Below are 23,439 nucleotides of genomic sequence, written 5' to 3'. Positions count from 1 at the left end.
TATCTTGACGATATCGAAATTGTCTAGTATTTCTTTGGGAAGAACTAGATGGGCTAATTGTTCAAGCATGTTCATAATGCAAAGATACAAAATACTATGAAACTAAAAAACCTCCCCAGTATTTTTCCACTGAGCCATAACATTTACCTCCTACCCGATTGTGTGCTCGGCATGAGCATATAAGGTATATTACGAAAATAGGAGATAAACACCTATCATAGGTGTTTATCTCCTACTCAATTATTGGGTTTGCTGTGAATATTACTCAGCTGTCTCCTCTGTCTGTGCAGCCTCTGCCTTAGGAGCCTCCTCAACGGGAGCCTCTACAGCAGCGTTCTCTGCTACGACCTTAACGGGAACCTTAACCTCAACCTCCTTGTGGAAGTGGATTGTAGCCTCGAAGTCGCCAACGTGCTTGATGTCGCGCATTGTGATAATCTTACGATCAACCTCGATGCCCTTGTTCTTCAGCTCCTCAGCAACGATAGCAGCGTTAACTGAACCGTAAGTAGCACCAGTAGCGCTTACCTTAGCGGCGATAACGAGCTCTACGCCATTGAGCTGCTCAGCCTTCTTCTCAGCCTCAGCCTTGATAGCTGCGAGCTTGTGAGCCTGCTGCTTCAAGTTCTCAGCGAGAACCTTCTTTGCTGATTCAGATGCGATTACACCCTTGCCCTGGGGAATGAGGTAGTTACGACCGTAACCACTCTTTACATTAACGATGTCGTTCTTGTAACCCAGTCCGATAATATCTTCTTTAAGTATGATTTCCATTGCTTGTTGTCCTCCTTAATAATTATTTCATCAAATCGGTTACGTAAGGAAGCAAAGCAATCTGGCGAGCACGCTTAACAGCCTGTGCTACGCGACGCTGATACTTCAAAGATGTACCTGTGATACGACGGGGAAGGATCTTGCCCTGCTCGTTCAAGAACTTCTTGAGGAACTCAGGATCCTTATAGTCGATGTACTTGATACCGCTCTTCTTGAAACGGCAATACTTCTTCTTGCGTGTGTCCACTGAAGGTGGAGTCAAATAGCGAATTTCTGATTCTACTGCTGCCATAATTTAAGCCTCCTTGTTTGCAAATTTGTTACGTCTCTTCTCAGCATACTGTGCAGCATACTTGTCGAGCTTAACTGTCATGTGACGAATAACTTTCTCGTCGCGGCGATAGCCAGTTTCGAGAGTTTTAACGATTGTAGGCTCAGCCTTGAACTCGAGCAGGCAATAGAATCCTGTTGACTTCTTCTGAATAGCATAAGCCATCTTCTTGAGTCCCCAGGTCTCCTCGTTCACAATCTCTGCACCGTTGTCGGTGAGGAGCTTCTTGAACTTTGCGACCGCTTCCTTCATCTGTTCATCAGACAAAACGGGAGTCAAAATGAAAACGGTTTCGTATCGATTCATTGTTGTTAAAAATTAAAATATAATTACTATTTGCAAAATTGCGGGTGCAAAGGTACTCATTTTTAATTAGATGACAAACATTGCCTCATGGTTTAGATGAATGTTTAACATCTTTTATGTGAATTTACAGCTCAATACTGTCAATTCGCAAGCGCAACATGCCTGCGGGAACACGTACCTCTACTATATCTTCAGGTTTTTTGTTGAGCAAAGCCTGTGCTATAGGCGATTTTACTGAAATCTTTCCTTCGGTAAGGTTTGCCTCTGATGCGCTCACAATTGTGTACGACATGCTGCGCTTGTTGTTGAGGTTGGTTATCTTCACCTTACTTAATATACCTACCACGTCAGCCTTAAGGCGTGTCTTGTCGATTACGCGTGCATTCTCAAGCACTTTCTGCTTGTAGCTGATGCGTCCCAGCAGACGACCTTGCTCGCGCTTGGCTGCATGGTATTCGAAGTTCTCGCTCAAGTCGCCCTTGTCGCGGGCTTCGGCTATGGCATCGCGCACTTGTGGCAACTCTACCTGTTCCATATGGCGGAGTTCGGCTACGAGTTTGTCGTAGCACTCTTGTGACATATATTCCATTTGTTATATATTTCTACGTTTCTATTCTAATGGACGGCAAAGTTACAAAAAGTTTTGAAAATGGGGCAAATTTGGCGTGTGATTTTGTGAAAGAGGTTCTGTAGCCCCGAATAAGTACCGATAAATTATGATTTTGTCACCTTATAGGGCTTGTTTCTTGTGGGAATGGGGAAAATGTCTTAATTTTGCAATTGGATATTATTCAATACACAATTTAAACTACAAATTATGATTCTTCAAAATTTGCAAAACGATTTCAAGGGTTCCAATTGGAAGCGCGAAATTGATGTACGTGACTTTATTCAATCTAATTATGAGGCATACGACGGCGACGAGTCATTCCTCGTAGGTCCGACTGAGCGTACCACTCATCTGTGGAATCTCCTCTCAAAGATGTTTGAGGTAGAGCGTGAGAAGGGTGTCTATGACGCTGAGACCACTTTGCCGCAGAGCATCGATACTTACGGTGCCGGTTATATTGACCGTGAGAGTGAGGTTGTTGTAGGTCTGCAGACTGATGTGCCTTTGAAGCGTGGTATCTTCCCGAAGGGTGGTATTCGTATGGTTGAGAAGGCTCTTAAGTCGTATGGTTATGATCTTGATCCTGCTACAAAGACTATTTTCACCAAATATCGCAAGACTCACAACGAGGGCGTATTCTCAGCATACAACGACGACATCAAGGCTGCACGCCATGCCCACATCATTACCGGTCTGCCTGACGCTTACGGCCGTGGCCGTATCATCGGCGACTATCGTCGTATTGCTCTCTACGGTACAGCTAATCTTATTGAGGAGAAGAAGCGCTACTTCAAGCGTATTGACATCCAGGAGTTTACCGAGGAGATTGTACGTCATCGTGAGGAGGTTTCGGAGCAGATCCAGGCTCTTAAGCAGTTTGAGCGTATGTGTGCTGCCTACGGATTTGACGTGACTCGTCCTGCTCAGAACGCACGCGAGGCTGTTCAGTGGACTTACTTCGGCTATCTTGGTGCCGTTAAGGATCAGGATGGTGCTGCCATGTCATTGGGACGTGTTTGTGCATTCCTCGACATCTATATCCAGCGCGACTTGAAGAATGGCGTGATTACTGAGGAAGAGGCACAGGAGCTTATCGACCAGATGATAATGAAGCTTCGTATCGTTCGTTTCCTCCGTACTCCTGAATATAACGACCTCTTCTCAGGCGACCCGATTTGGGCTACTGCTTCTATCGGCGGTATGGGTATTGACGGACGTTCGATGGTTACAAAGACCGACTATCGTTTCCTCCACACCTTATATAATATGGGACCGTCGCCTGAGCCTAACCTTACTGTGCTCTGGAGTGAGCGTCTGCCAGAGTCATGGAAGAAGTATTGCGCTAAGGTGAGCATCGACACAAGTGCCATACAGTATGAGAACGACGACCTGATGCGTGCTGATCTTGGCGACGACTACGGTATTGCTTGCTGTGTGTCACCTATGAAGATTGGCAAGCAGATGCAGTTCTTCGGCGCTCGTGCCAACCTTGCCAAGTGTATGCTTTACGCTATAAACGGTGGCCGTGACGAGATGTCGGGTGAGCAGATTGCTCCTCGCTTTGCTCCTATCACTGGCGATTACCTCACTTATGAGGAGTTTATGCCTAAGTTTGAGCAGATGATGAGATGGCTTGCCAAGACTTACGTCAATGCTCTGAAGATCATTCACTACATGCACGACAAGTACGACTATGAGGCATTCGAGATGGCTTTGCACGATGGTGACGTTGAGCGCACACGTGCTACCGGTATTGCCGGATTGTCGATTGTAGCCGATTCTATCGCTGCTATGAAGAACTGCCGCATCCGTATCGTACGCGACGAGACCGGTCTGGCTGTTGACTACAAAATAGAGGAGGGCGAGTATGTTCCGTTCGGCAACAATAATGATGAGACTGACGAGATAGCTATCTCGCTCACAGAGAAGTTTATGGAGTATCTGCGTCAGCATCGTACTTATCGTGATGCTGTTCCGACACAGAGCTTGCTCACTATCACTTCTAACGTGGTTTATGGTCGTAATACAGGTGCTACACCTGATGGTCGTGAGAAGGGCGTACCATTTGCTCCGGGTGCCAATCCGATGAATGCTCGTGACGTTAAGGGCGCTGTAGCTGCCTTGGCTTCGGTGGCTAAGCTTCCGTTCCAGCACTCACGCGACGGTATCTCTTATACATTCGCTATTGCTCCTTCGGCTTTGGGCAAGACTGAGGATATGCGCGCTCAGAACCTTGTATCATTGCTCGACGGTTACTTCACACCGACTGGCGGACAGCACATCAACGTGAATGTGTTCGACCGCAATCTCCTGCTCGACGCAATGGATCATCCTGAGAAGTATCCGCAGCTTACAATCCGTGTCAGCGGATATGCTGTAAACTTCGTTAAGCTTACACGTGAGCAGCAGCTTGACGTGCTTTCGCGCACAATCAACCAGGGAATGTAATTATACAGTTAACTGCACATAAAAAGGGCACAGAAGGATATTTCTTTCTGTGCCCTTAGTCTTTTTATTAAGGTGTGCCAGCATCGGCACACCTTATATAATATATTAAGCTTCAATAGCAGCTACACCCGGAAGTACCTTGCCCTCGATAGCCTCAAGCAGAGCACCACCACCAGTAGAGATGTAAGAAACCTGGTCAGCCAAGCCGAACTTGTTGATGCAAGCTACAGAGTCGCCACCACCGATGAGTGAGAATGCGCCCTCCTTGGTTGCCTCAGCGATAGCGTCGGCAATAGCCTTAGAACCGCCAGCGAAGTTGTCGAACTCGAATACGCCTGCAGGACCGTTCCAGAGGATAGTCTTGGCACCCTTGATAGCAGCAGCGAAAGCCTTGCGTGTCTCAGGACCTGCGTCCATACCTTCCCAACCGTCAGGAATGTCATTAGACGGACAAACCTGTGTGTTGCAGTCGTTCTTGAAGTCGTCGCCACAGATAGAGTCTGTACCGAGTACGAGGTTTACACCGTTCTCCTTAGCCTTCTTGATAACGTCGAGAGCTACGTCGAGCTTGTCGTCCTCGCAGATAGACATACCGATCTTGCCGCCGAGAGCCTTAGAGAATGTGTAAGTCATACCACCGCAAAGGATGAGGTTGTCAACCTTTGTGAGGAGGTTCTCGATGATACCGATCTTTGTAGAAACCTTAGAACCACCCATGATGGCTGTGAACGGACGCTTGATGTTGCCGAGAACAGCGTCAACGGCCTTAACCTCTTTCTCCATAAGGTAGCCGAGCATCTTGTGATCCTTGTCGAAGTACTCGTCGATAACGGCTGTAGAAGCGTGCTTGCGGTGAGCTGTACCGAAGGCGTCCATTACGTAGCAGTCAGCATAAGAAGCGAGCTTCTTAGCGAACTCCTGCTGACGACCCTTCATCTCCTTCTTGGCAGCGTCGAACTCAGGTGTGCCCTTCTCTACGCCTACAGGCTTGCCTTCCTCTTCAGGATAGAAGCGGAGGTTCTCAAGAAGCAGAGCCTCGCCCGGCTTCAGAGCAGCAGCCTCCTCAGAAGCGTTGCCACAGTCCTTAGCGAACTTAACCTCAACGCCGAGAGCAGCAGAAACGTTAGGAACGATCTGGCTCAGAGAGAGCTTCATGTTAACCTTGCCCTTAGGCTTGCCCATGTGGCTCATCATGATGAGGGCACCGCCGTCAGCGAGCACCTTCTTCAATGTAGGAAGGGCACCGCGGATACGGGTATCGTCAGTTACATTTCCGTTCTCGTCCAATGGTACGTTGAAGTCAACGCGTACGATTGCCTTTTTACCGGCAAAGTTGAAATCTTCGATTTTCATTTCTGTTATGTGTTTATTTAAAAGTTAGAAATAATCTGTCCTTCTGATTGCATCATATTATATAATGTGCAATACTTGAGCGCAAATTTACTAAATTTTTGAATATAAAGCGAAGAAAAGGGCGACAATTTTATATGTGTCTTATTCTTCGTATTCGGTATTGTCGTCAATGCCCGCATCTCTTAGGGCTTCCTTGCGTTCAACGCATGTGCCGCACTTGCCGCAATGCTTCTCGCCTCCCTTGTAGCAGCTCCATGTCTCGGTGTAGTCCAATCCCAGTTCCTTGCCGCGTCTGGCAATGTCGCTCTTGGTGATTTGGGTGTAAGGAGCTACAACGTGCACATTGTTGTATGTGCCGGCATTGGCAGCCGAGTCGATGGCGTTGATGAACTCCGGACGGCAGTCGGGATATATGGTATGGTCGCCACCGTGATTGGCTATGAACACTTGGTCGAGGCCGTTGCTCTCGGCAATGCCTATGGCTATCGAGAGCATAATGCCGTTGCGGAAAGGCACTACTGTCGACTTCATGTTTTCGTCGGCATAGTGTCCTTCGGGTATTGCGTCGGCTCCGTCAAGCAGACTCGACTTGAAATACTGGTGCATGAAGTCGAGGTTGATAGTGATGTGCTTTATGCCGAGTCGTTCGCAATGCATCTTTGCGAACGGAATCTCACGGGCGTTGTGGTTGCTGCCATAGTCGAACGAGATGCCGAGAGCTATTTCGTCCTTATGGTCGTAGAGCAGGGTGATGCTGTCCATTCCTCCGCTTACTATTATTACAGAGTTCTTCATTTTTATATTGTTATTTTATCGTTTAAAATTATTATCCGAACAGTTCACGCAGGGCTTCCTCCACCTTGCGTACTGCATGTATCTTGATGTGGTATCTGCTTGTGTCGAGTCCTAATATGTTGTGCTTGGGGAGTATTATGTCGGTAAATCCCAATTTCTCAGCCTCGCTTATGCGTTGTTCGATGCGGTTGATAGGGCGCACCTCGCCACTTAGTCCCACTTCGCCTGCCATGCACCAACCGGGTTCGATGGCTGTGTCGACATTGCTCGACAATACGGCTGCTATTACGCTCAGGTCCATTGCAAGGTCGGTGACGCGCAGACCTCCGGCTATGTTTACGAACACGTCTTTCTGTGTAAGCTTGAATCCGACACGTTTCTCAAGCACAGCGAGAAGCATGTTGAGTCGCCGTCCGTCAAAGCCTGTAGCCGAGCGTTGCGGAGTGCCGTAGGCTGCAGAAGAAACGAGAGCTTGGGTTTCTACAAGGAAAGGCCGCACTCCCTCTATGGCTGAACTGATTGCCACGCCCGACAGGCCCTCGTGGTCTTGTGAGAGCAGCAGTTCGGAAGGGTTGCTCACCTGTCGCAGTCCGCTCTGTCGCATCTCGTAGATACCGAGTTCGGACGTGCTGCCGAATCGGTTCTTTATAGAGCGCAGAATGCGGTACATGTAATGCTGGTCGCCCTCAAACTGTATTACAGTGTCGACGATATGTTCCAGAATCTTCGGTCCGGCAAGCGTGCCTTCCTTGTTGATGTGTCCTATCAGGATGACTGGAGTGCCCGTAGTCTTGGCAAATCGCAATAGCGACGCAGCACACTCGCGCACCTGGGTGATGCTGCCAGGACTGCTGTCAACGTCTTCCGTAGCAATGGTCTGTATGGAGTCGATGACAACAATCTGCGGCTTGATTTCTTCGGCGTATTCGAATATTCTTTGTAGCGAAGTCTCACACAGAATATTGATGTTGTTGGCATCGCATGCTACCGACGTGCTGCCAGCCATGAGTCGTTCGGCTCGCATCTTAAGCTGATGGGCGCTTTCCTCACCGCTGACATATAATATGGTCTTGTCGGGAATGTTGAGCACGGTCTGCAATGTGAGCGTACTCTTGCCAATGCCCGGTTCGCCTCCAAGCAGCACGATGCTGCCTGCAACAAGTCCGCCACCGAGAACTCTGTTCAGTTCGTTATCGTGCATATCGATGCGAGGGTCGTCGTGCGATGGAATGTCGCACAACTTTACGGGTCGGCTTTTGCTTGTGGCAGAATGGCTGTGGCTGAACAGGCTTCCCGAAGCGTTGTCTTGCGACGACGTGCCGATGTGCATTTCCTTGAATGTGTTCCATTGTCCGCAGCTTGGACATTTGCCAATCCATTTCGTCGACTCCTGTCCGCAGTTGCTGCATACATATACTGTTTTTGTTTTTGCCATGTGCTGATGTCTGTTTTTTGACTTTTTGTCGCTATACTACAAAAGTACTAATATTTTTCGTCGTTACAAAATTTATTATTACTTTTGCTTTATGAATATGAAAAGCTTTTTTATTTGCATTATATTTGCGGCTCTGGCCATATCGTGTGGAAAATCTTACGATGAGCAACGACGCTTGTCGCGAGCCGAACGTGCAAGACTGCACAGAGAGGATTCGCTCGCTCTGAAAATAGCCGTCGTGCCTACGCTCGACTGTCTGCCTTTGTTTGTGGCTAAGGAGCGTGTGCTGTACGATACGGCACGGCTTGACTTGCGCTTGCGTTATTTCACGGCACAGATGGATTGCGACACGGCTGTTGCCGGACGTAGCGTTGAGGGACTGGTTAGCGACCTTGTGCGTACCGAACGCTTGAAGCGCGAAGGAACGCCTTTGCAGTATGTGTCGGCTACAAATGCCAATTGGTATCTGTTCACCAACCGCAAGGCGAGAATAAAGAAGCTCGACCAGCTTGGCGACAAGATGGTAGCCATGACAAGATTTTCGGCTACCGACTATCTTACTGACGTTGTACTCGAAGGCGTGAAGACCTCATCGGTTGTATTCAGAATACAGGTGAACGATGTGTTTGTGCGCCAGGCTATGCTGCTCAACAACGAGATGGATGCCATGTGGCTTGCCGAGCCTCAGGCTACTGTGGCACGTCTTAACGGACATGAGTCGATTTACGACGGACAGAAGAAGGGCGTGAAGCTTGGAGTGGTTGCTTTCCGCGACGACGCTATGAAGGACAAGCGTCGCAAGGCGCAGATCGGTCTTTTTGAGAAGGCGTATAATGCTGCCTGCGATTCGTTGAACAAATACGGAATTCCGCATTATTACGAATTGCTGCATAAGTATTACAAGCTCGACGAGCGTTATGTGAAGGCTTTGCCCAAGACTCGATTTGAACACATAAGCAAGCCACGCCAGAAGGACATAGAGGCTGTGGCTGCCACCAAACGATGATTTTTATGGCTTCAACTATCAACGACACAATTCTTGTGGAGCGTAATGTGCCTCGTACCTTGCGCATGTTGCGCCAACGTATGGCAGACTTGGCTATTGCCGAAGGCGAGGAGGAACTCGAACGCTTGGAGTCGGAATACAGCCTTATGGCAGACTGCTTCCTGAGTGACATGTGCGACCATAAGGCTGCCGACATTTATGCTGGAATGCTGAAGCGCACTTACAGACTGTACAATACCGTGCGTCTTGCTTCTGTTATGCGCAAGCGTCGTACGCTGGTGCAAGCCCAGAACATAGCTGCAAGCCGTCGCATCAGCCAGGAGTCTGTGCTTGCTCAACTGGAAGCCTTTGTTCAGGACGTGGCGATGTGTTCGCTTCAGATGGATGGCGTACAGAATCAGACTCTTGCCCGGCTGTATGCCAATCACCAGCGCTATATGGAAGGTCTCTTCAACAGCCTGCTCGTTTCGGGACAATGGACCGAGGAGACAGCCGGTTCGTACAGGTCATTGCTGCTTTCGCCCATTGTCGACCATACTGACGCGCAGCTTATTGTGAGTGCCTTGACCATGGCCCTGCTTGTAGTGTTTGATGTAGAGAAGTGGCTTACGCTTGTGGCTGTCTACGAGCAAAGCGATGACGTTGCGTTGCGCCAGCGTGCCATTGTGGGTTTGGCGTTAACGATGCCCGACGAGGGAGTGGTCAGTCTGTTCCCTAATGTTGGAGAGGCTTTGCATCGTCTGAGTTCAACGGAGCAGGTGCGTCGTGAACTCATGGAGGTTCAGGTGCAGCTGCTGTATTGTGAGCGTACTGAGACCGACAGCCGAGAGATTCAGACCAACATTATCCCCACATTCGTCAAGAACAGCCGATTGAAGAACTGGCGCATGGAGTCGGACAGTTGCGAAGACTCGTCGCTCGACGAGATATTGGGCAATGAAGATGCCGACAGCAATATGGCTGAGATAGAAGATAAGATGAACCGTATGATGGAGATGCAACGCAAGGGTAGCGACATCTATTTCGGAGGCTTCTCCCACATGAAGCGGTTTGCCTTCTTCAGCGAGATAAGCAACTGGTTTACGCCTTTCTATGCCGAGCATCCCGATGTGGCCAACGCCTTGAAGGGCGACAATGCTGCGGCTATAAAGAATATGGTGTCGCGCGGACCGTTCTGCGATTCCGACAAGTATTCGTTTGTGTTTGCAATAGCTTCCATCTTCGACCGTTTGCCAGCCGATGCTCAGGAGATGCTGAAGGGTGGAAGCGCTTCGTTTCCCGATAGTGTGGCAGCCGAAATTGGTTCGCCTGCCTATGTGCGCAGGATGTATTTGCATGATCTGTACCGCTTCTTCAGGCTGTTCCCCAACCGCAAGGATTTTCGCAATCCGTTCGGCAAGACTGCAGATGGAGCGTCATTAGGCTATCTTTTCATTATGAATCCGTCGCTTGCCCGTTCTATGTCGCACGAGGCGGTTGAGGTAGGGCGATTGCTGTTCAAGTGGCGTCAGTATGATGCTGTAGTAGAGCTTGCCGAGTCTTTCGTCAAGTCGGGAGCCGAAAGTGCCGACCTCTCTCTGCTTCTTGGCAACGCCTACTTGAAGACCGGCAGCTACGACGCGTCGTATGAATTGTTTTCACGCGTAGTTGCAAAAAATGAGAGGCGCGAGCAGGCAATGGCAGGCTTGGCGGAGGCTTCGTTCATGTTGCGCAGGTACGATGACGTTGTAGGCATCTGCAACCGATTGGAAACCGCAGGACACCTATCCAAGCGTCTGACAATATATATGAGTCTGGCGTTGATTAATAGTGGCGATGTGCGCGAAGGAATGAACCGTCTCTATCGTCTTGACTACGAAGACGGTTCCGACCGCAATGTAAAGCGCGCCATTGCCTGGGGACATCTGATGAACCATAAGCCCGACGAGGCAGAACGTATCTATGATGCTCTTGTGGCTGACGGCTCGGATGTTGCCGACGACTTGCTCAATTGCGGCTACGCCAAATGGCTGCTTCACAGGAATGGCGAAGCCAGCCGCATGTTCAGTCGTTACGTCTCTGCCATGGAAACCTACAATAAGGGCGAATGCCTTGCCTCTGCCTTTGCAGCCGATATGGACTTGCTCGACATGTATGGGGTAGGGGATTTCGAGAAAGTGATAATGCTGGAGTCGGTAGTAAAGAAATAGAAAATCAGCAACGTGGCTGATAAAAAAGTAAGCACCATCAGAATTGAAAACATGGTTTTCTTTTCCAATGGTGCTTTATTCGTAAGTGACAGCCAGTTCGGAAGCTAACTGTCCGCCGCTTACTTGAACAATTAAAATTTAGCCTAAATATTTCATGAGAATCTTGGCGTTGCCGCTGTCGCGAAGCTTGGCAATACTCTTCTCGCGTATCTGGCGCACACGCTCGCGTGTCAGTCCGAGCTGGTCGCCAATCTCCTCAAGACCCTTCTCGTGGCAACCAATGCCGAAGCACTCGCGGATGATAGTAATCTCGCGGTCCTTGAGCACCTTGTTGAGCACGGAGTTCAGCTCGAGAGCCATTGACTCGTGGTCTACCTGACGGTCGGTACGGCTGTCGTCGCCACTCGGCATTACGTCGAGCATACAGTTGTCCTCACCGTCCTGAAAGGGAGCGTCGATACTGAGGTGGTGTCCGTCAGCCATAAGGCTCTGTCCGATTTTCTCCTCGTCAATCTTTGTAGCGTCAGACAGCTCCGAAACCGAAGGATGACGCTGGTTTTCCTGCTCAAACTTGTTGATCTCGTGATTGATCTTGTTGAGCGAACCCACCTGGTTGAGGGGCAGACGAACGATACGGCTCTGTTCGGCAATGGCCTGCAAGATGCTCTGGCGAATCCACCATACAGCATACGAGATGAACTTGAATCCGCGTGTCTCATCAAACTTCTGTGCAGCTTTAATGAGGCCGATATTACCTTCGTCAATGAGGTCGGTCAATGTCAAACCCTGATGCTGGTACTGTTTTGCTACGGATACTACAAATCGCAAGTTGGCTGTGACAAGTTTGTCTTTAGCACGCTCACCTTCCGCACCACCTTTCTTGATCTTCTGTGCCAGTTCTATTTCCTCATCGATGGAAATAAGAGGGGCGCGTCCAATCTCAACGAGGTATTTATCAAGTGCTTCACTCGAACGGTTTGTAATACTTTTTTGAATCTTAAGTTGTCTCATCTTGTATACCTTAAACTTTCTACGGCTTTTATAAAAGTTGCGTGTTTTGGACAAATGTGCCCAAAAACCTTGCAAAGGTACTCTTTTTTTCTGACTTAAACAAGTTTTTTATTCAATATTATTGTATTTCTGAAAAAGATAGTAACTTTGCACGGTTTTGCTGTGCCAGATTGACGGCATGGCCATTATGAAAACTATGAAAATAAAGTAGGAAACTATGAAAGAAGTAAGATATTTTTATGTACCCAATGCTGCTAATGCCGGCGAATTGCCCGAGGAGGAAGCCAAGCATGCCGTGCGTGTGCTTCGTCTGCAGAGTGGCGACCGTATGATTCTTGCCGACGGCGAGGGCGGACTCTTTGATGCCGAGGTGAGTATGGCATCGGGCAAGCATTGTATGTACAACATCCTTGAGCAACTGCCCTGCGAGCGCGAGTGGAACGGATGCATCACGCTTGCCATTGCCCCTACCAAGATGATGGACCGCATAGAGTGGATGGCTGAGAAGGCTACCGAGATAGGATTTGACGAACTTGACTTCCTCGACTGCAAGTTCTCCGAGCGCAAGACGTTGCGTACCGATCGTGTGGAGCGCATCGTAGTGTCGGCTATGAAGCAGAGCCACAAGGCCCACAAGCCCATGGTGGGCGAAATGGAGCCATTCGGCGATTTCGTAGTCCGTCCACGCGAGGGACGCAAGTTCATAGCCCATTGCTATGCCGAGATAGAGCGCAAGGACCTCTTCGCCACCCTCCAGACCATCGCCCCAGAAGAGCCCGTGACCGTACTCGTAGGGCCCGAAGGCGACTTCTCTATCGACGAGGTGCGACTTGCTATGACACATGGCTACGAGCCTATAAGCCTCGGCAGAAGCCGCCTGCGCACAGAGACTGCCGGACTGAGTGCCGTCATGATGGCAAACCTCACAAAGCGCCAGCTGTAATAAAAAACAGAGAAAACACACCGACCATAATACAATACTTATGAAACCGATATTTATAAAGCTGAAAGCCCTCTGGCTTGTTGCGGTATGTGCCGTCTGCCTGGCTTCATGCTCCAATGACGATTATGTACGCTCCATACCAGCCTCTGCCACGGCTGTGATGAAGATAGACGGAGCTGTCGTGGCGGGTTCGCACAAGATGCTCTCGTTGCTGCCCTTTGGCGACAAGACTGCCGACGTGATTGACCTCAGCCGTGAGGTTTACGCCTTCGAGACGGTAGACGGCAATCTTGGAATGTGTGCCAGGGTGAAGGATTCTGATGCCTTGCTCGAAGCCCTCAAGACAGTCTCAACGTCTGACATTCGCAAACAGGGCGACTGCCGCCTTACCGACATCAACAATTCGTGGGCGGTAGGCTTCAACGACAATTCGCTTGTAGTGCTCGGCCCCGTTAGTGCAGCAGCCTTGCCCGACGCCCAGCGCAGTATAGTGCGCATGCTCAATCAGGACGAAGACGCAAGCATAATGGTGCGTCCAATGTATTCCAAGCTGGACAGCATCGACAGCCGTGTGGCATTCGTTGCCCAGGTGCAGGCCCTGCCCGAGAAGTTTGCAGCCCCCTTCATGCTGGGCGCTCCCAAAGGTGCCGACGCTTCGCAGGTTGCTGTAGCAGCAGGAGTTGCCGTCAAGGACGGCATAGTGCGCATCGATTGCCAGAGCTTCTCGTTCGACAAGAGTATCGACCGCGAACTGAAGAAGTCGCGTGCCGCCTTCCGCCCCGTCAAGGGCATCTTCAGTCAGAGCCTTTCGCACAACCAGCTCTTTGCACTCTTTTCCAACGTCAAGGGCAAGGAGTTTCTGCCCCTCCTCCAGTCCGATTGTTCCCTTCAGGCTGTACTCATGGGACTCAATACAGCCGTCGACTTCGACAATATAATGCGTAGCGTCGATGGCGACCTCGCATTCATGTTCTCGGGAATGTCGCAGGACAATATAGCCATGACAATGCTTGCCCGTGTGGACAATCCCGTGTGGACAGCCGACGTAGACTATTGGAAGCAGTCGTGTCAGCCGGGATGCAGCATCACGGGCTCCAACGGCAGCTGGGTCTACCGTGGAGGCGATGCCAGCTTCTCGTTCGGCTTGCAGGGCGACGTGTTCTACGGTATCTCGGGCGAGGCCCCAACGTCCGTTCAGCAACTGCTAAAGCCCTCACAACCCATATCCGTAGAGGTAAGCCGTATGATAGCAGGAAGCCGCATGGCAATGGTGCTCAATCTCAAGCCGCTCGCAGCCAATGGTGCGGCAGCAGACGGAATGCTTGACATGCTGAAGCCAATAATAAACAATGTGAAGGCCGTGGTTTGCGTGATGAAGTAGGCTGACAACGGATATGAAGTATGGTAACAACGAATATGAAGTAAAGAAAACAATCAATAACAATGGAAAGAATTGTATTCAAGGATGTACTGCCCCATGTCTTCTCCGACAGAACCGACATCAACTCTGACATATGGCAGAGCGAAGCCGTCTTCGAGAAGGGTCGTCTTTATCTTGTTGAGGCAGCAAGCGGAATGGGCAAGAGCACGTTCTGCAGCTACGTGTTGGGCTATCGTCACGACTATACGGGCACCATACTCTTTGGCGACGACGATGTGCGCGGTTATAAGACAGCCGACTGGGTCGATGTGCGCATGCGCCACGTCAGCCTGCTCTTTCAGGAGTTGCGCCTCTTTCCCGAGCTTACGGCTTGGGAGAATGTAGAGATAAAGAACCGCCTCACGTCATTTGCCGACAGCCACACCATCGACACATGGTTTGAGCGCCTCGGCATAGCCGACAAGAAGCAGTCGCTCATAGGCGAGATGTCGTTCGGCCAGCAGCAACGTGTGGCTCTGATGCGTGCCCTTGTGCAGCCCTACGACTTCATCGTGCTTGACGAACCCATAAGCCATCTCGACTACGACAACGCCCGGGTGATGGGACAGATCGTCATGGAGGAAGCCCGCAAGCAGGGAGCCGGAGTAGTGATGACAAGTATTGGAAAACACATTGATTTGGATTACGAAAAAACATATAGACTATGAATCTTGTATGGAAATTGCTGCGCCAGCACATCAGCATAGGTCAGTTTGCTGGCTTCTCGCTTGCCAACCTGCTTGGCGTACTCATCATCCTGTTCGGCTTCCAGTTCTACAACGACGTGCTGCCCGTGTTCACAGGAGACGACAGCTTCATGAAGAACAACTACATCATCATCAACAAGACCATCGGCACGGCAAGCACATTGACAGGCCGCACCAATACGTTCAGCAATTCGGACATCTCCGAAATCCAGTCGCAGAAGTTTGTGCGTGGGGTAGGGCAGTTCGTTTCTGCCAACTATAAGGTTGAGGCTTCGATGCGCGTGCAGGGAGTCAACATACTCAATTCCGAACTCTTTCTTGAGAGCGTGCCCGACCGCTTCGTCGACGTTCCGCTCAGCAAGTGGCAGTACACCCCTGGCGACACCACCGTGCCCATCATCTTGCCCCGTTCGTATATCACGATGTACAATTTCGGTTTTGCCCAAAGTCATTCGCTGCCCAAGATAAGCGAGGGACTCGTCGGTATGGTGGAGTTCACGCTCCTCGTTCACGGCAACGGCAAGGACGCACGCTTTAAGGGCAGGGTGATAGGATTCTCGTCAAGGCTCAACTCCATACTTGTGCCGCAGACATTCATGGAGTGGAGCAACAAGGAATACTCCAGCGACTCAGACAATAGCGCCACACGCCTGATTGTGGAGGTGGACAACCCTACCGACACACGTGTGTCGGAGTTTATGGAGAGCCACGGCTACGACATGGCAGACAACAATATGGATGCCGAGAAGATAGTCTACTTCCTGAAGCTCCTTGTGTCAATAGTCGTCATAGTAGGACTCGTCATCTCAGCCCTGAGCATCTACATCCTCATGCTCAGCATCTACCTGCTCGTGCAGAAGAACACCACCAAGCTCGAGAACCTGCTGCTCATAGGCTACAGTCCGCAGCGTGTGGCAATGCCCTACCAGGTGCTCACCATAGGTCTGAACCTTGCCGTCCTTGCCATAGCCTTTGCGCTTCTCGCAGCAGCCCGTTCCTACTACATGGATGTCATCATGACGCTCTTCCCCGAGACCGACGAAGGCTCTATGTGGGGCACATTGGCAGTAGGCATCCTACTGTTTGTAGTGGTGTCAGCCACCGATGTGCTCGTAGTGAAGAACAAGGTGATGAGCATCTGGAAGAGGAATTGAAAATTAATTAATAAAATAAAGGGAAGTATAAAACGAAACTTACAGATAGTTCCATTTTATACTTCCCTTTTTGTTTACAATGTCTGTTATTCTTCACCGTCATTGGTATGCAGAATGATGCTTGTTGCGCCTATGGTGAAGAGGGTGCCGTCCTCGATGCGTCTTTGTTCGCGGTCACCGAGTATAACGTTGTCTACAAATGTGCCGGTGTAGCTCGGGCCGTCCTTGAGGATGTATTTCAGGCTACCGTTCTTGTCGCGGCTTACGGTTATGGTGCAATGGTTGATGTCTATGCTCGGGTCGTTGGTCTCGATGGCGCAGTTCACCCCGCTGTTCTTCATGTAGCGTCCGATGGTGTTGACGCCCATTTGCAGGGGAATCACCTGCTTGTAGTGGAACACGTTCTCGATGACCGTGATGTAGCCGTATTCGTTGCCCTCGGCGTTCTCTTCGGGCGTGTCCTCCTTCTGTGTCTTGCGCAGCTTTGAAACGCCTATGCGTATGCCGAACTGCTTGCCGCATTGCGGGCATTGGAACACAAGCGACTGTCCGTCGGTATATTTCTTCTCGTCGAATGTGATGTAGTTGTCACATTTAGGGCATCTTACTCTTTTCATTTATTGTCTGTCGTTCTGTTTTATTTCTGTTATCCAGCTGTCGGCAAACGAGCTGTCTGCCTTGAGTTGGCTTAAGGCGCTGTTGGCTTCGGCACGGCTGGCGAATTTCCTGTATATCACTTTTGTGAACCCGTTGTGGCGGCACACGCTTGCCTCTGTCATTCCCTGCTGGTGGAGCTTGTCTACATAGTGCTGGGCGTTCTTGAGCGACACGCGGCTGGCGAGCACTATAGTATAGTAGGGCAGGGCGTCGGACTCGTCGGCTTGCCCGTCGGCTTTGGCTTGGGCTGCCTCTTCTGAGGCTACGAGGCTCTCGGGCTTGCCGCTTGTCATTTCCTTGGGCATTATCTTGTAGAGCCATTTGGCGTCGATGGCGCTTTGGCTGGTTGTTCCGGTGCTTGCATCGCCCAGTCGTGAGGGGATGGAGAGCATCACGAACAGCACTATGCATGCGGCTGCCATGTGGCGCAGCATCTTGACGGGGATGTTGATCGATAGGGTAGGCTGTTCGGCCTCTTCCTCCTCGTTGTGAGCGGGTGAAGGGGCTGCCTCGGCAATGGGGCTGTAGGCTGCGAATGGCGACGGCTCTGTCTTGCGGATGTCGGCTGCTGAGGCGGCAGGGGCGCTTTCAGGTGCCGACTCTGTGGCTGGCAGGGCGTCGAGTTCGAATGCCTGGAAGCCGTAGGTGGCAGGGGTGGTTATGCCGTTGTCGTTGGGGATGAAGTCGTACTCTCCGTTTTCTAATGCGTAGAGCCGTCCGATACCGCACAGCTCGTGACCGCCGTCCTCGCCCAATATCATCTGGCGGAATTCGTCCACCTCGCTTTCTATGCGCTTCAGGGCTTCGGGATAGCTCAGGTCGTAGCAGCTGACATAGTCCTGCGCCAGAACGGAGTCGTTCATCGTGAGTCGTGGATTGAACCCTACTGTCCTTGTGGGAGGCAGGAAGATGTGGCTCTTCTCGTCGTATGATGCGGCTATGTGGTGTGCCATAAAGCCTCCGAATCCAGGGACGATGACGCAGTCGTTGTCCAGCAGCAATTTAGCTATATGTCTTTCCAATTCTGTCATAATACGTTGTCTGATTTTATTTCAATGTACAAAAATACAAAGAATTAATCGTAAAGCAAAAAATAAAGCGATAAAGTTGACCGGATTGTATTAATTATGTGGGTTGGTGTGTCTTTAAGTATCGTTTATTGCTAATTTTTATTAACTGTTCGATAGGTTAATACGTTGTGGCAAAAAAATAGTATCTTTGCATCTTAAAATACGATTGTAGTGATAATACACGTTTAATTTTTATATTTCTCATTATTAAATGAAACAGTACAAATTAGTGAACAATGTATTGGGGTGGCTTACCTTCATGGTGGCTGCTTTCGTATATTGCTCGACGATTGAACCGACAGCCAGCTTCTGGGACTGTCCTGAGTTCATTACAACCGGCTACAAGCTGGAAGTAGGCCATCCGCCTGGAGCACCTTTCTTTATGCTCACGGCAAATCTCTTCTCGCAGTTTGCAAGCGACCCCACGCAGGTGGCAAAGATGGTGAATACGATGAGTGCGTTGCTAAGTGCGACGACCATATTGTTCCTGTTCTGGAGTATTACGCATCTGGCACGCAAGCTGATATTGAAGGACTGGAGCGAGATGACAATGGGCAAGCTTATTGCCATTGAGGCTTCGGGACTTGTGGGCGCTCTTATCTATACCTTCTCCGACACGTTCTGGTTTTCGGCTGTGGAGGGTGAGGTTTACGCCTATTCTTCGGCTTTTACCGCCATCGTGTTCTGGCTTATTCTCAAATGGGAAGACCATGCCGACGAACCTCATAGCGACCGTTGGCTTGTGCTCATAGCCTACATGACGGGTCTGTCGATTGGCGTTCACCTCCTGAACCTGCTCTGCATTCCTGCCATCGTGCTGGTGTATTGCTACCGTCGCTATCCGCACATCGAGCTGAAGGGTTCGTTGCTGGCTCTGCTCGCCTCGTTTGTCATCGTGGCAGGCGTGCTGTATGGTGTAGTGCCTGGTATCATTACTGTAGCCGGATGGTTTGAGCTGCTGTTTGTCAATCAGTTAGGCTGTCCGTTCAATACAGGCGAGATTGTCTATATCATCCTGCTCGTAGCCATCGTGATATGGGCTATATATGAATCGTATACCGACCGCAACTTCAAGCGTCAGAACCTCTCGTTCACACTTGCTGTAGGTATGTTGGGCATTCCGTTCCGTGGTATGGGATGGGGTGCTGCCATCGTTGGCATCATCATCCTTGCTGCCATCTACTTCGGACTCAACTATCGCAAGAAGACAGACAAGCAGCTCGTGCCCGTAGTGTCGGCTCGTTTCAAGAATACTGCCCTGTTGTGCATGCTTATGCTGATGATTGGCTATTCGAGCTATGCCGTTATTGTGATCCGCTCTTCTGCCAATCCGCCTATGGACCAGAACTCGCCCGAGGATGTGTTCACGCTCGGTTCGTATCTGAGTCGTGACCAATATGGCGATTCTCCGTTGCTTTACGGTCAGGCATACACCTCGCAGGTGGCTTTTGACGTTGACGGCAACATGTGCATTCCTAAGCGTAAGGAAGGTGCTGCCATCTGGCAACGCAAGGAGAAGGCTTCTGACACAGAGAAGGACTCTTACTTCGTAGTATCGCACAAGGACAAGCTCGTTTACGCTCAGAACATGCTGTTCCCACGTATGCATTCGTCGGCTCACGCTCAGGCTTACGAGAGTTGGCTGGGTGGCGTTACGGGTACTAACGTGCCCTACGACCGCTGTGGCGAGCAGGTGACTGTGAAGATGCCTACACAATGGGACAACATACGTTTCTTCCTCTCTTACCAATGCAACTTCATGTACTGGCGCTACTTCATGTGGAACTTTGCCGGTCGACAGAACGACTTGCAGGGTAGTGGAGAACCCGAGCACGGCAACTGGATAACGGGTATCTCGTTTATCGACAACTGGATGCTTGGCGACCAGAGCAAGCTGCCGCAGGAACTGAAGGAAAATAAGGGACACAACGTGTTCTACTGTCTGCCGTTGCTGTTGGGACTTATCGGACTGTTCTGGCAGGCTTGGCGCGGACAACGTGGCATACGCCAGTTCTGGGTGGTATTCTTCCTCTTCTTCATGACTGGTCTTGCCATCGTGCTCTATCTTAACCAGACTCCGCAGCAGCCTCGTGAGCGCGACTATGCCTATGCCGGTTCGTTCTATGCATACGCTATATGGTGTGGTCTTGGTGTGCTGGCTCTCTACGATATGCTCAAGAAGAAGCTCAAGACCAATGATGTGGCTCTTGCCAGCGTGCTTGGTGTAGCCTGTCTGCTCGTGCCGATACAGATGGCTTCTCAGACTTGGGACGATCACGACCGCAGCGGACGCTACACATGCCGCGACTTCGGACAGAACTATCTGATGACGCTCCAGGACAAGGGCAACCCTATTATCTTCACCAATGGCGACAACGACACGTTCCCATTGTGGTATAATCAGGAGACCGAAGGATTCCGTACCGACGCACGTGTGTGCAACCTCTCTTATCTGCAGACCGACTGGTATATCGACCAGATGAAGCGCCCGGCTTACGATTCGCCTTCTGTGCCTATCACTTGGCCGCGTCTCGACTTCTGCTCAGGCACCAACGACTATATTCAGGTTGATCCCTCGCTGAAGCAGCAGGTTCAGAATTTCTACAAGGAGCATCCTGCCGAGGCCCGCGCTCAGTTTGGCGACCAACCGTTTGAGGTGAAGAACATCATGAAGTACTGGGTGCGCACCAAGAACAGCGATATGCACGTCATCCCGACCGACACTCTCTACCTGACCATCGACAAGGAGGCTGTGAAGAAGAGCGGAATGATGATGGCGTGCGACACCATACCCGACCGTATGGTCATCTCGCTCGCAGGCAAGCGCGCTCTGTATAAGAACGACCTTATGATGCTTGAGATGCTCGCACAATGCAACTGGACACGTCCGTTGTATGTGGCTACTACTGTGGGTGGCGACAACTATATGAATCTTGGCGACAACTTCGTACAGGAGGGTCTGGCTTACCGCATCACTCCGTTCACAACCAACAAGCCAGGTGCAAAGAACTTCGATACCGAGAAGACATATAATAATGTGATGAACCGATTTAAGTTCGGCGGACTGGACAAGAAGGGACTCTATATTGACGAGACCATAATGCGTATGTGCTACACCCATCGCAATCTCTTTGCACAGCTGGCGCTTGCTCTCATACGGGAGGGCAAGAACGACAAGGCTCTGAAGGTGCTGCGCAAGGCAGAGAAGTCAATACCTGAATATAATGTGCCCAATTCATTTGTTTCGGGTTCGGCAGATCTGGCTCGTGCTTATGCTCTGATAGGATGCAAGGCTGATGCAGCACGTATCCTGCGCCAGGTATGGAACAACGCCAAGCAGTATGCCGACTACTATGTATCGCAGGAAGGCTCGCGCTTCGACATGTGTCAGACAGATGTGATGCGCCAGCTCTATTACATGCAGGGTATTTCAGACATTGCCCAGCTCGTAGACACCAAGATGGCAAACGGATGGCTCAAGGCAGCCAATGCCATCTATGCCGTCTATCAGGCTAAGGGCGGACAACCTTTTGAATCGCGATGATAATTGAACAGCCTTCAATATGGTTGCGTTGGTTGTTTCCAGGTGCAACCTGGAGAATGAACCGCAACGAGCGTTCGGTATATCTCACGTTTGACGATGGACCTATACCGGAATCGACTCCGTTCATTCTGCAAACATTGAAAGAGTTTGGGATACACGCCACTTTCTTCATGGTAGGAGACAATGTGCGCAAGTATCCCGACCTCTACAGAAGTATTGTTGCGGCAGGCCATCAAGTGGGCAATCATACCTATCATCATCTTGGAGGCTTCAAGCATATTGCCAAGACATATATTGACGATGTGGAGCGTGCCAACGACCTTATAGGCGCCCACCTCTTCCGTCCGCCTCATGGCGCTATGAGCCATAGCCAATACATCTGGTTGCGTCGAAAGTATCGCATCGTGATGTGGGACCTCGTGACCCGCGACTATTCAAAATGGCTGAGTGCCGACGATGTGTTCAATAATGTAAGGCGATATGCCCGTAATGGTTCGATCATTACTTTCCATGATTCGGTCAAGAGCATCGACAAGCTTCGTACCGCTCTGCCTAAGTCGCTCACATGGCTTAAGGAGCAGGGCTATGAGTTCAAGACTTTTGAATGAGAATCTAACGGAAACATAACGTAATAAAGATAATGGACAAACGACAATTATCTCTTAACATAAAAGCCGAGGCAAAGAACCTCGGCTTTTTTGCTTGTGGCATTGCCCGTGCCGCAGCTGTGGACAAGGAGGTGGTGGATTCCTACCGCAAATGGATTGATAATGGCGAGCATGCCACGATGAACTATCTGGAAAATTATCCTGACAAGCGTTTCGACCCACGCCTGCTGATGGACGGCCTCAGGAGCATCGTGTCTGTGGCGTTGAACTATGCTCCGTCGCACACTCTGCCCGAAGGCCAGCCGCAGTTTGCCGCCTATGCGCTTGGCAAGGACTATCATGATGTGGTGAAGGGAAAGCTTCGGCAACTTGCCGAACGCTTAGGATTTGAGGAGTACAGAGCGTTCTGCGATTCGGCTCCAGTACTTGAACGTTACTGGGCTGTAAAGGCTGGTCTGGGATGGACAGGACGAAACCATCAGCTTATAATACCATGTGCCGGAAGCATGTTCTTCTTGGGTGAGCTGTTTCTTCCAGTAGAATTGGAGTATGACGAGGAGATGGAGCCGCGTTGTGGCAATTGTCACGCATGTATTGATGCTTGTCCGTCGCACGCTCTTACGATGGGCGAAGGAAAATCGGATTTTGATGCGCGCTTGTGTTTGAGTTATCAGACAATAGAAAACCGTGGCGACATTCCATCCGAATTGTCCGATAAGATGGGCGATACGATTTACGGTTGCGACTGCTGTCAGAAGGCTTGCCCATGGAATCGCTTTGCTCAACCTAACACTACTCCAGAACTCCAGCCCTCGCAAGAACTGCTTGAGATGAAGCGCGAGGACTGGCTTTCATTAACCGAGGACGATTATCGCCATCTGTTTAAGGGGAGTGCTGTGAAACGAGCCAAATATTCGGGGCTAATGCGAAATATCCACACGGCTCTTGAGAAGGAGTAGAGAGATAGCCATATTCTTATCTTTTCGACTTATGCACACTCTCTACTATAGGGAGTGTCGTTAAATATTAAGATTATTTACAACTATCTAATCCTCAATGTGATAGAAATTTTGTACCT

At 50.2% G+C, this 23,439-nt stretch carries 20 protein-coding genes; 10 read left to right on the top strand and 10 right to left on the bottom strand.

All coding sequences use genetic code 11. From position 1 onward, the window contains the following. Window positions 1–261: 261 nt before the first annotated feature. The 4 genes from rplI to greA form a co-directional block, all read right to left on the bottom strand. Complete coding sequence (rplI, locus tag I6E38_RS10445) at window positions 262–774, bottom strand: 50S ribosomal protein L9 (RefSeq protein ID WP_235393942.1); 513 nt, start codon at window positions 772–774, stop codon at window positions 262–264. A gap of 22 nt (window positions 775–796) precedes the next feature. Next, window positions 797–1,066, bottom strand: coding sequence for a 30S ribosomal protein S18 (rpsR, locus tag I6E38_RS10440; protein ID WP_007898866.1), 270 nt, complete (start codon window positions 1,064–1,066; stop codon window positions 797–799). Between the two features lie 3 nt (window positions 1,067–1,069). Beyond that, window positions 1,070–1,411 (bottom strand): 30S ribosomal protein S6, encoded by a 342-nt coding sequence (rpsF, locus tag I6E38_RS10435; protein ID WP_106812245.1) that lies wholly within the window; start codon window positions 1,409–1,411, stop codon window positions 1,070–1,072. Window positions 1,412–1,535: 124 nt separating this feature from the next. Further along, window positions 1,536–2,000, bottom strand: coding sequence for a transcription elongation factor GreA (gene greA / locus I6E38_RS10430; protein ID WP_235393941.1), 465 nt, complete (start codon window positions 1,998–2,000; stop codon window positions 1,536–1,538). Window positions 2,001–2,228: 228 nt separating this feature from the next. Here greA and pflB point away from each other — a divergent pair, with 228 nt between their 5' ends. Then, window positions 2,229–4,469 (top strand): formate C-acetyltransferase, encoded by a 2,241-nt coding sequence (pflB, locus tag I6E38_RS10425; protein WP_235393940.1) that lies wholly within the window; start codon window positions 2,229–2,231, stop codon window positions 4,467–4,469. Window positions 4,470–4,574: 105 nt separating this feature from the next. On the opposite strand, the gene I6E38_RS10420 is transcribed toward pflB, so the two are convergent. The 3 genes from I6E38_RS10420 to radA form a co-directional block, all read right to left on the bottom strand. Next, complete coding sequence (locus I6E38_RS10420; RefSeq protein WP_235393939.1) at window positions 4,575–5,822, bottom strand: phosphoglycerate kinase; 1,248 nt, start codon at window positions 5,820–5,822, stop codon at window positions 4,575–4,577. Between the two features lie 141 nt (window positions 5,823–5,963). Next, on the bottom strand, window positions 5,964–6,617 hold the full coding sequence (queC, locus tag I6E38_RS10415) for a 7-cyano-7-deazaguanine synthase QueC (RefSeq protein WP_235393938.1): 654 nt from the start codon (window positions 6,615–6,617) through the stop codon (window positions 5,964–5,966). 31 nt (window positions 6,618–6,648) lie between these two features. After that, window positions 6,649–8,052, bottom strand: a complete 1,404-nt coding sequence (gene radA / locus I6E38_RS10410) for a DNA repair protein RadA (protein ID WP_235393937.1) — start codon at window positions 8,050–8,052, stop codon at window positions 6,649–6,651. A 97-nt stretch (window positions 8,053–8,149) separates the two neighbouring features. Between radA and I6E38_RS10405 the strand changes: the two genes are divergently transcribed. Together I6E38_RS10405 and I6E38_RS10400 are read left to right on the top strand one after the other, a co-directional pair. Further along, a complete protein-coding gene (locus tag I6E38_RS10405; protein ID WP_235393936.1) occupies window positions 8,150–9,058 on the top strand; it encodes an ABC transporter substrate-binding protein in 909 nt (302 codons plus the stop codon). 5 nt (window positions 9,059–9,063) lie between these two features. Further along, complete coding sequence (locus tag I6E38_RS10400) at window positions 9,064–11,247, top strand: tetratricopeptide repeat protein (RefSeq protein WP_235393935.1); 2,184 nt, start codon at window positions 9,064–9,066, stop codon at window positions 11,245–11,247. 138 nt (window positions 11,248–11,385) lie between these two features. Here I6E38_RS10400 and I6E38_RS10395 read toward each other — a convergent pair whose 3' ends face one another. Then, window positions 11,386–12,258 carry a sigma-70 family RNA polymerase sigma factor gene (locus I6E38_RS10395; RefSeq protein WP_235393934.1) on the bottom strand — a complete coding sequence of 291 codons (873 nt, stop codon included), beginning with the start codon at window positions 12,256–12,258 and terminating at the stop codon, window positions 11,386–11,388. 217 nt (window positions 12,259–12,475) lie between these two features. Here I6E38_RS10395 and I6E38_RS10390 point away from each other — a divergent pair, with 217 nt between their 5' ends. The 4 genes from I6E38_RS10390 to I6E38_RS10375 all read left to right on the top strand — a co-directional run bounded on the left by I6E38_RS10390 (window position 12,476) and on the right by I6E38_RS10375 (window position 16,482). Further along, entirely contained in the window at window positions 12,476–13,201 is a 726-nt protein-coding gene (locus tag I6E38_RS10390; protein ID WP_235393933.1) for a 16S rRNA (uracil(1498)-N(3))-methyltransferase, read from the top strand. Window positions 13,202–13,241: 40 nt separating this feature from the next. Continuing rightward, a complete protein-coding gene (locus I6E38_RS10385) occupies window positions 13,242–14,582 on the top strand; it encodes a DUF4836 family protein (protein ID WP_235393932.1) in 1,341 nt (446 codons plus the stop codon). 62 nt (window positions 14,583–14,644) lie between these two features. Continuing rightward, on the top strand, window positions 14,645–15,289 hold the full coding sequence (locus I6E38_RS10380; protein ID WP_235393931.1) for an ATP-binding cassette domain-containing protein: 645 nt from the start codon (window positions 14,645–14,647) through the stop codon (window positions 15,287–15,289). Continuing rightward, window positions 15,286–16,482, top strand: a complete 1,197-nt coding sequence (locus I6E38_RS10375) for an ABC transporter permease (protein ID WP_235393930.1) — start codon at window positions 15,286–15,288, stop codon at window positions 16,480–16,482. Before I6E38_RS10380 ends, I6E38_RS10375 begins: the two co-directional genes overlap by 4 nt. Window positions 16,483–16,568: 86 nt before the next feature. On the opposite strand, the gene I6E38_RS10370 is transcribed toward I6E38_RS10375, so the two are convergent. Together I6E38_RS10370 and I6E38_RS10365 are read right to left on the bottom strand one after the other, a co-directional pair. Then, on the bottom strand, window positions 16,569–17,099 hold the full coding sequence (locus I6E38_RS10370; protein WP_235393929.1) for an FHA domain-containing protein: 531 nt from the start codon (window positions 17,097–17,099) through the stop codon (window positions 16,569–16,571). Then, window positions 17,100–18,170, bottom strand: a complete 1,071-nt coding sequence (locus tag I6E38_RS10365) for an HU domain-containing protein (RefSeq protein WP_235393928.1) — start codon at window positions 18,168–18,170, stop codon at window positions 17,100–17,102. A 250-nt stretch (window positions 18,171–18,420) separates the two neighbouring features. On the opposite strand from I6E38_RS10365, the gene I6E38_RS10360 reads away from it, so the two are divergent. Genes I6E38_RS10360 through queG form a run of 3 tightly spaced genes read left to right on the top strand, consistent with a single transcriptional unit; the run spans window position 18,421 to window position 23,320 of the window. Further along, window positions 18,421–21,753 (top strand): protein O-mannosyl-transferase family, encoded by a 3,333-nt coding sequence (locus tag I6E38_RS10360; protein ID WP_235393927.1) that lies wholly within the window; start codon window positions 18,421–18,423, stop codon window positions 21,751–21,753. Continuing rightward, window positions 21,750–22,361 (top strand): polysaccharide deacetylase family protein, encoded by a 612-nt coding sequence (locus tag I6E38_RS10355; RefSeq protein ID WP_235393926.1) that lies wholly within the window; start codon window positions 21,750–21,752, stop codon window positions 22,359–22,361. Before I6E38_RS10360 ends, I6E38_RS10355 begins: the two co-directional genes overlap by 4 nt. 32 nt (window positions 22,362–22,393) lie before the next feature. Further along, the gene (queG, locus tag I6E38_RS10350) at window positions 22,394–23,320 is read left to right on the top strand and encodes a tRNA epoxyqueuosine(34) reductase QueG (RefSeq protein ID WP_235393925.1); all 927 of its coding nucleotides are present in this window, start codon (window positions 22,394–22,396) and stop codon (window positions 23,318–23,320) included. Window positions 23,321–23,439 lie beyond the last annotated feature (119 nt).

This window comes from Leyella stercorea, from assembly GCF_021531355.1.
In the GTDB taxonomy this organism is placed as follows: domain Bacteria; phylum Bacteroidota; class Bacteroidia; order Bacteroidales; family Bacteroidaceae; genus Prevotella.
This window is presented reverse-complemented; position numbering and strand designations above follow the sequence as displayed.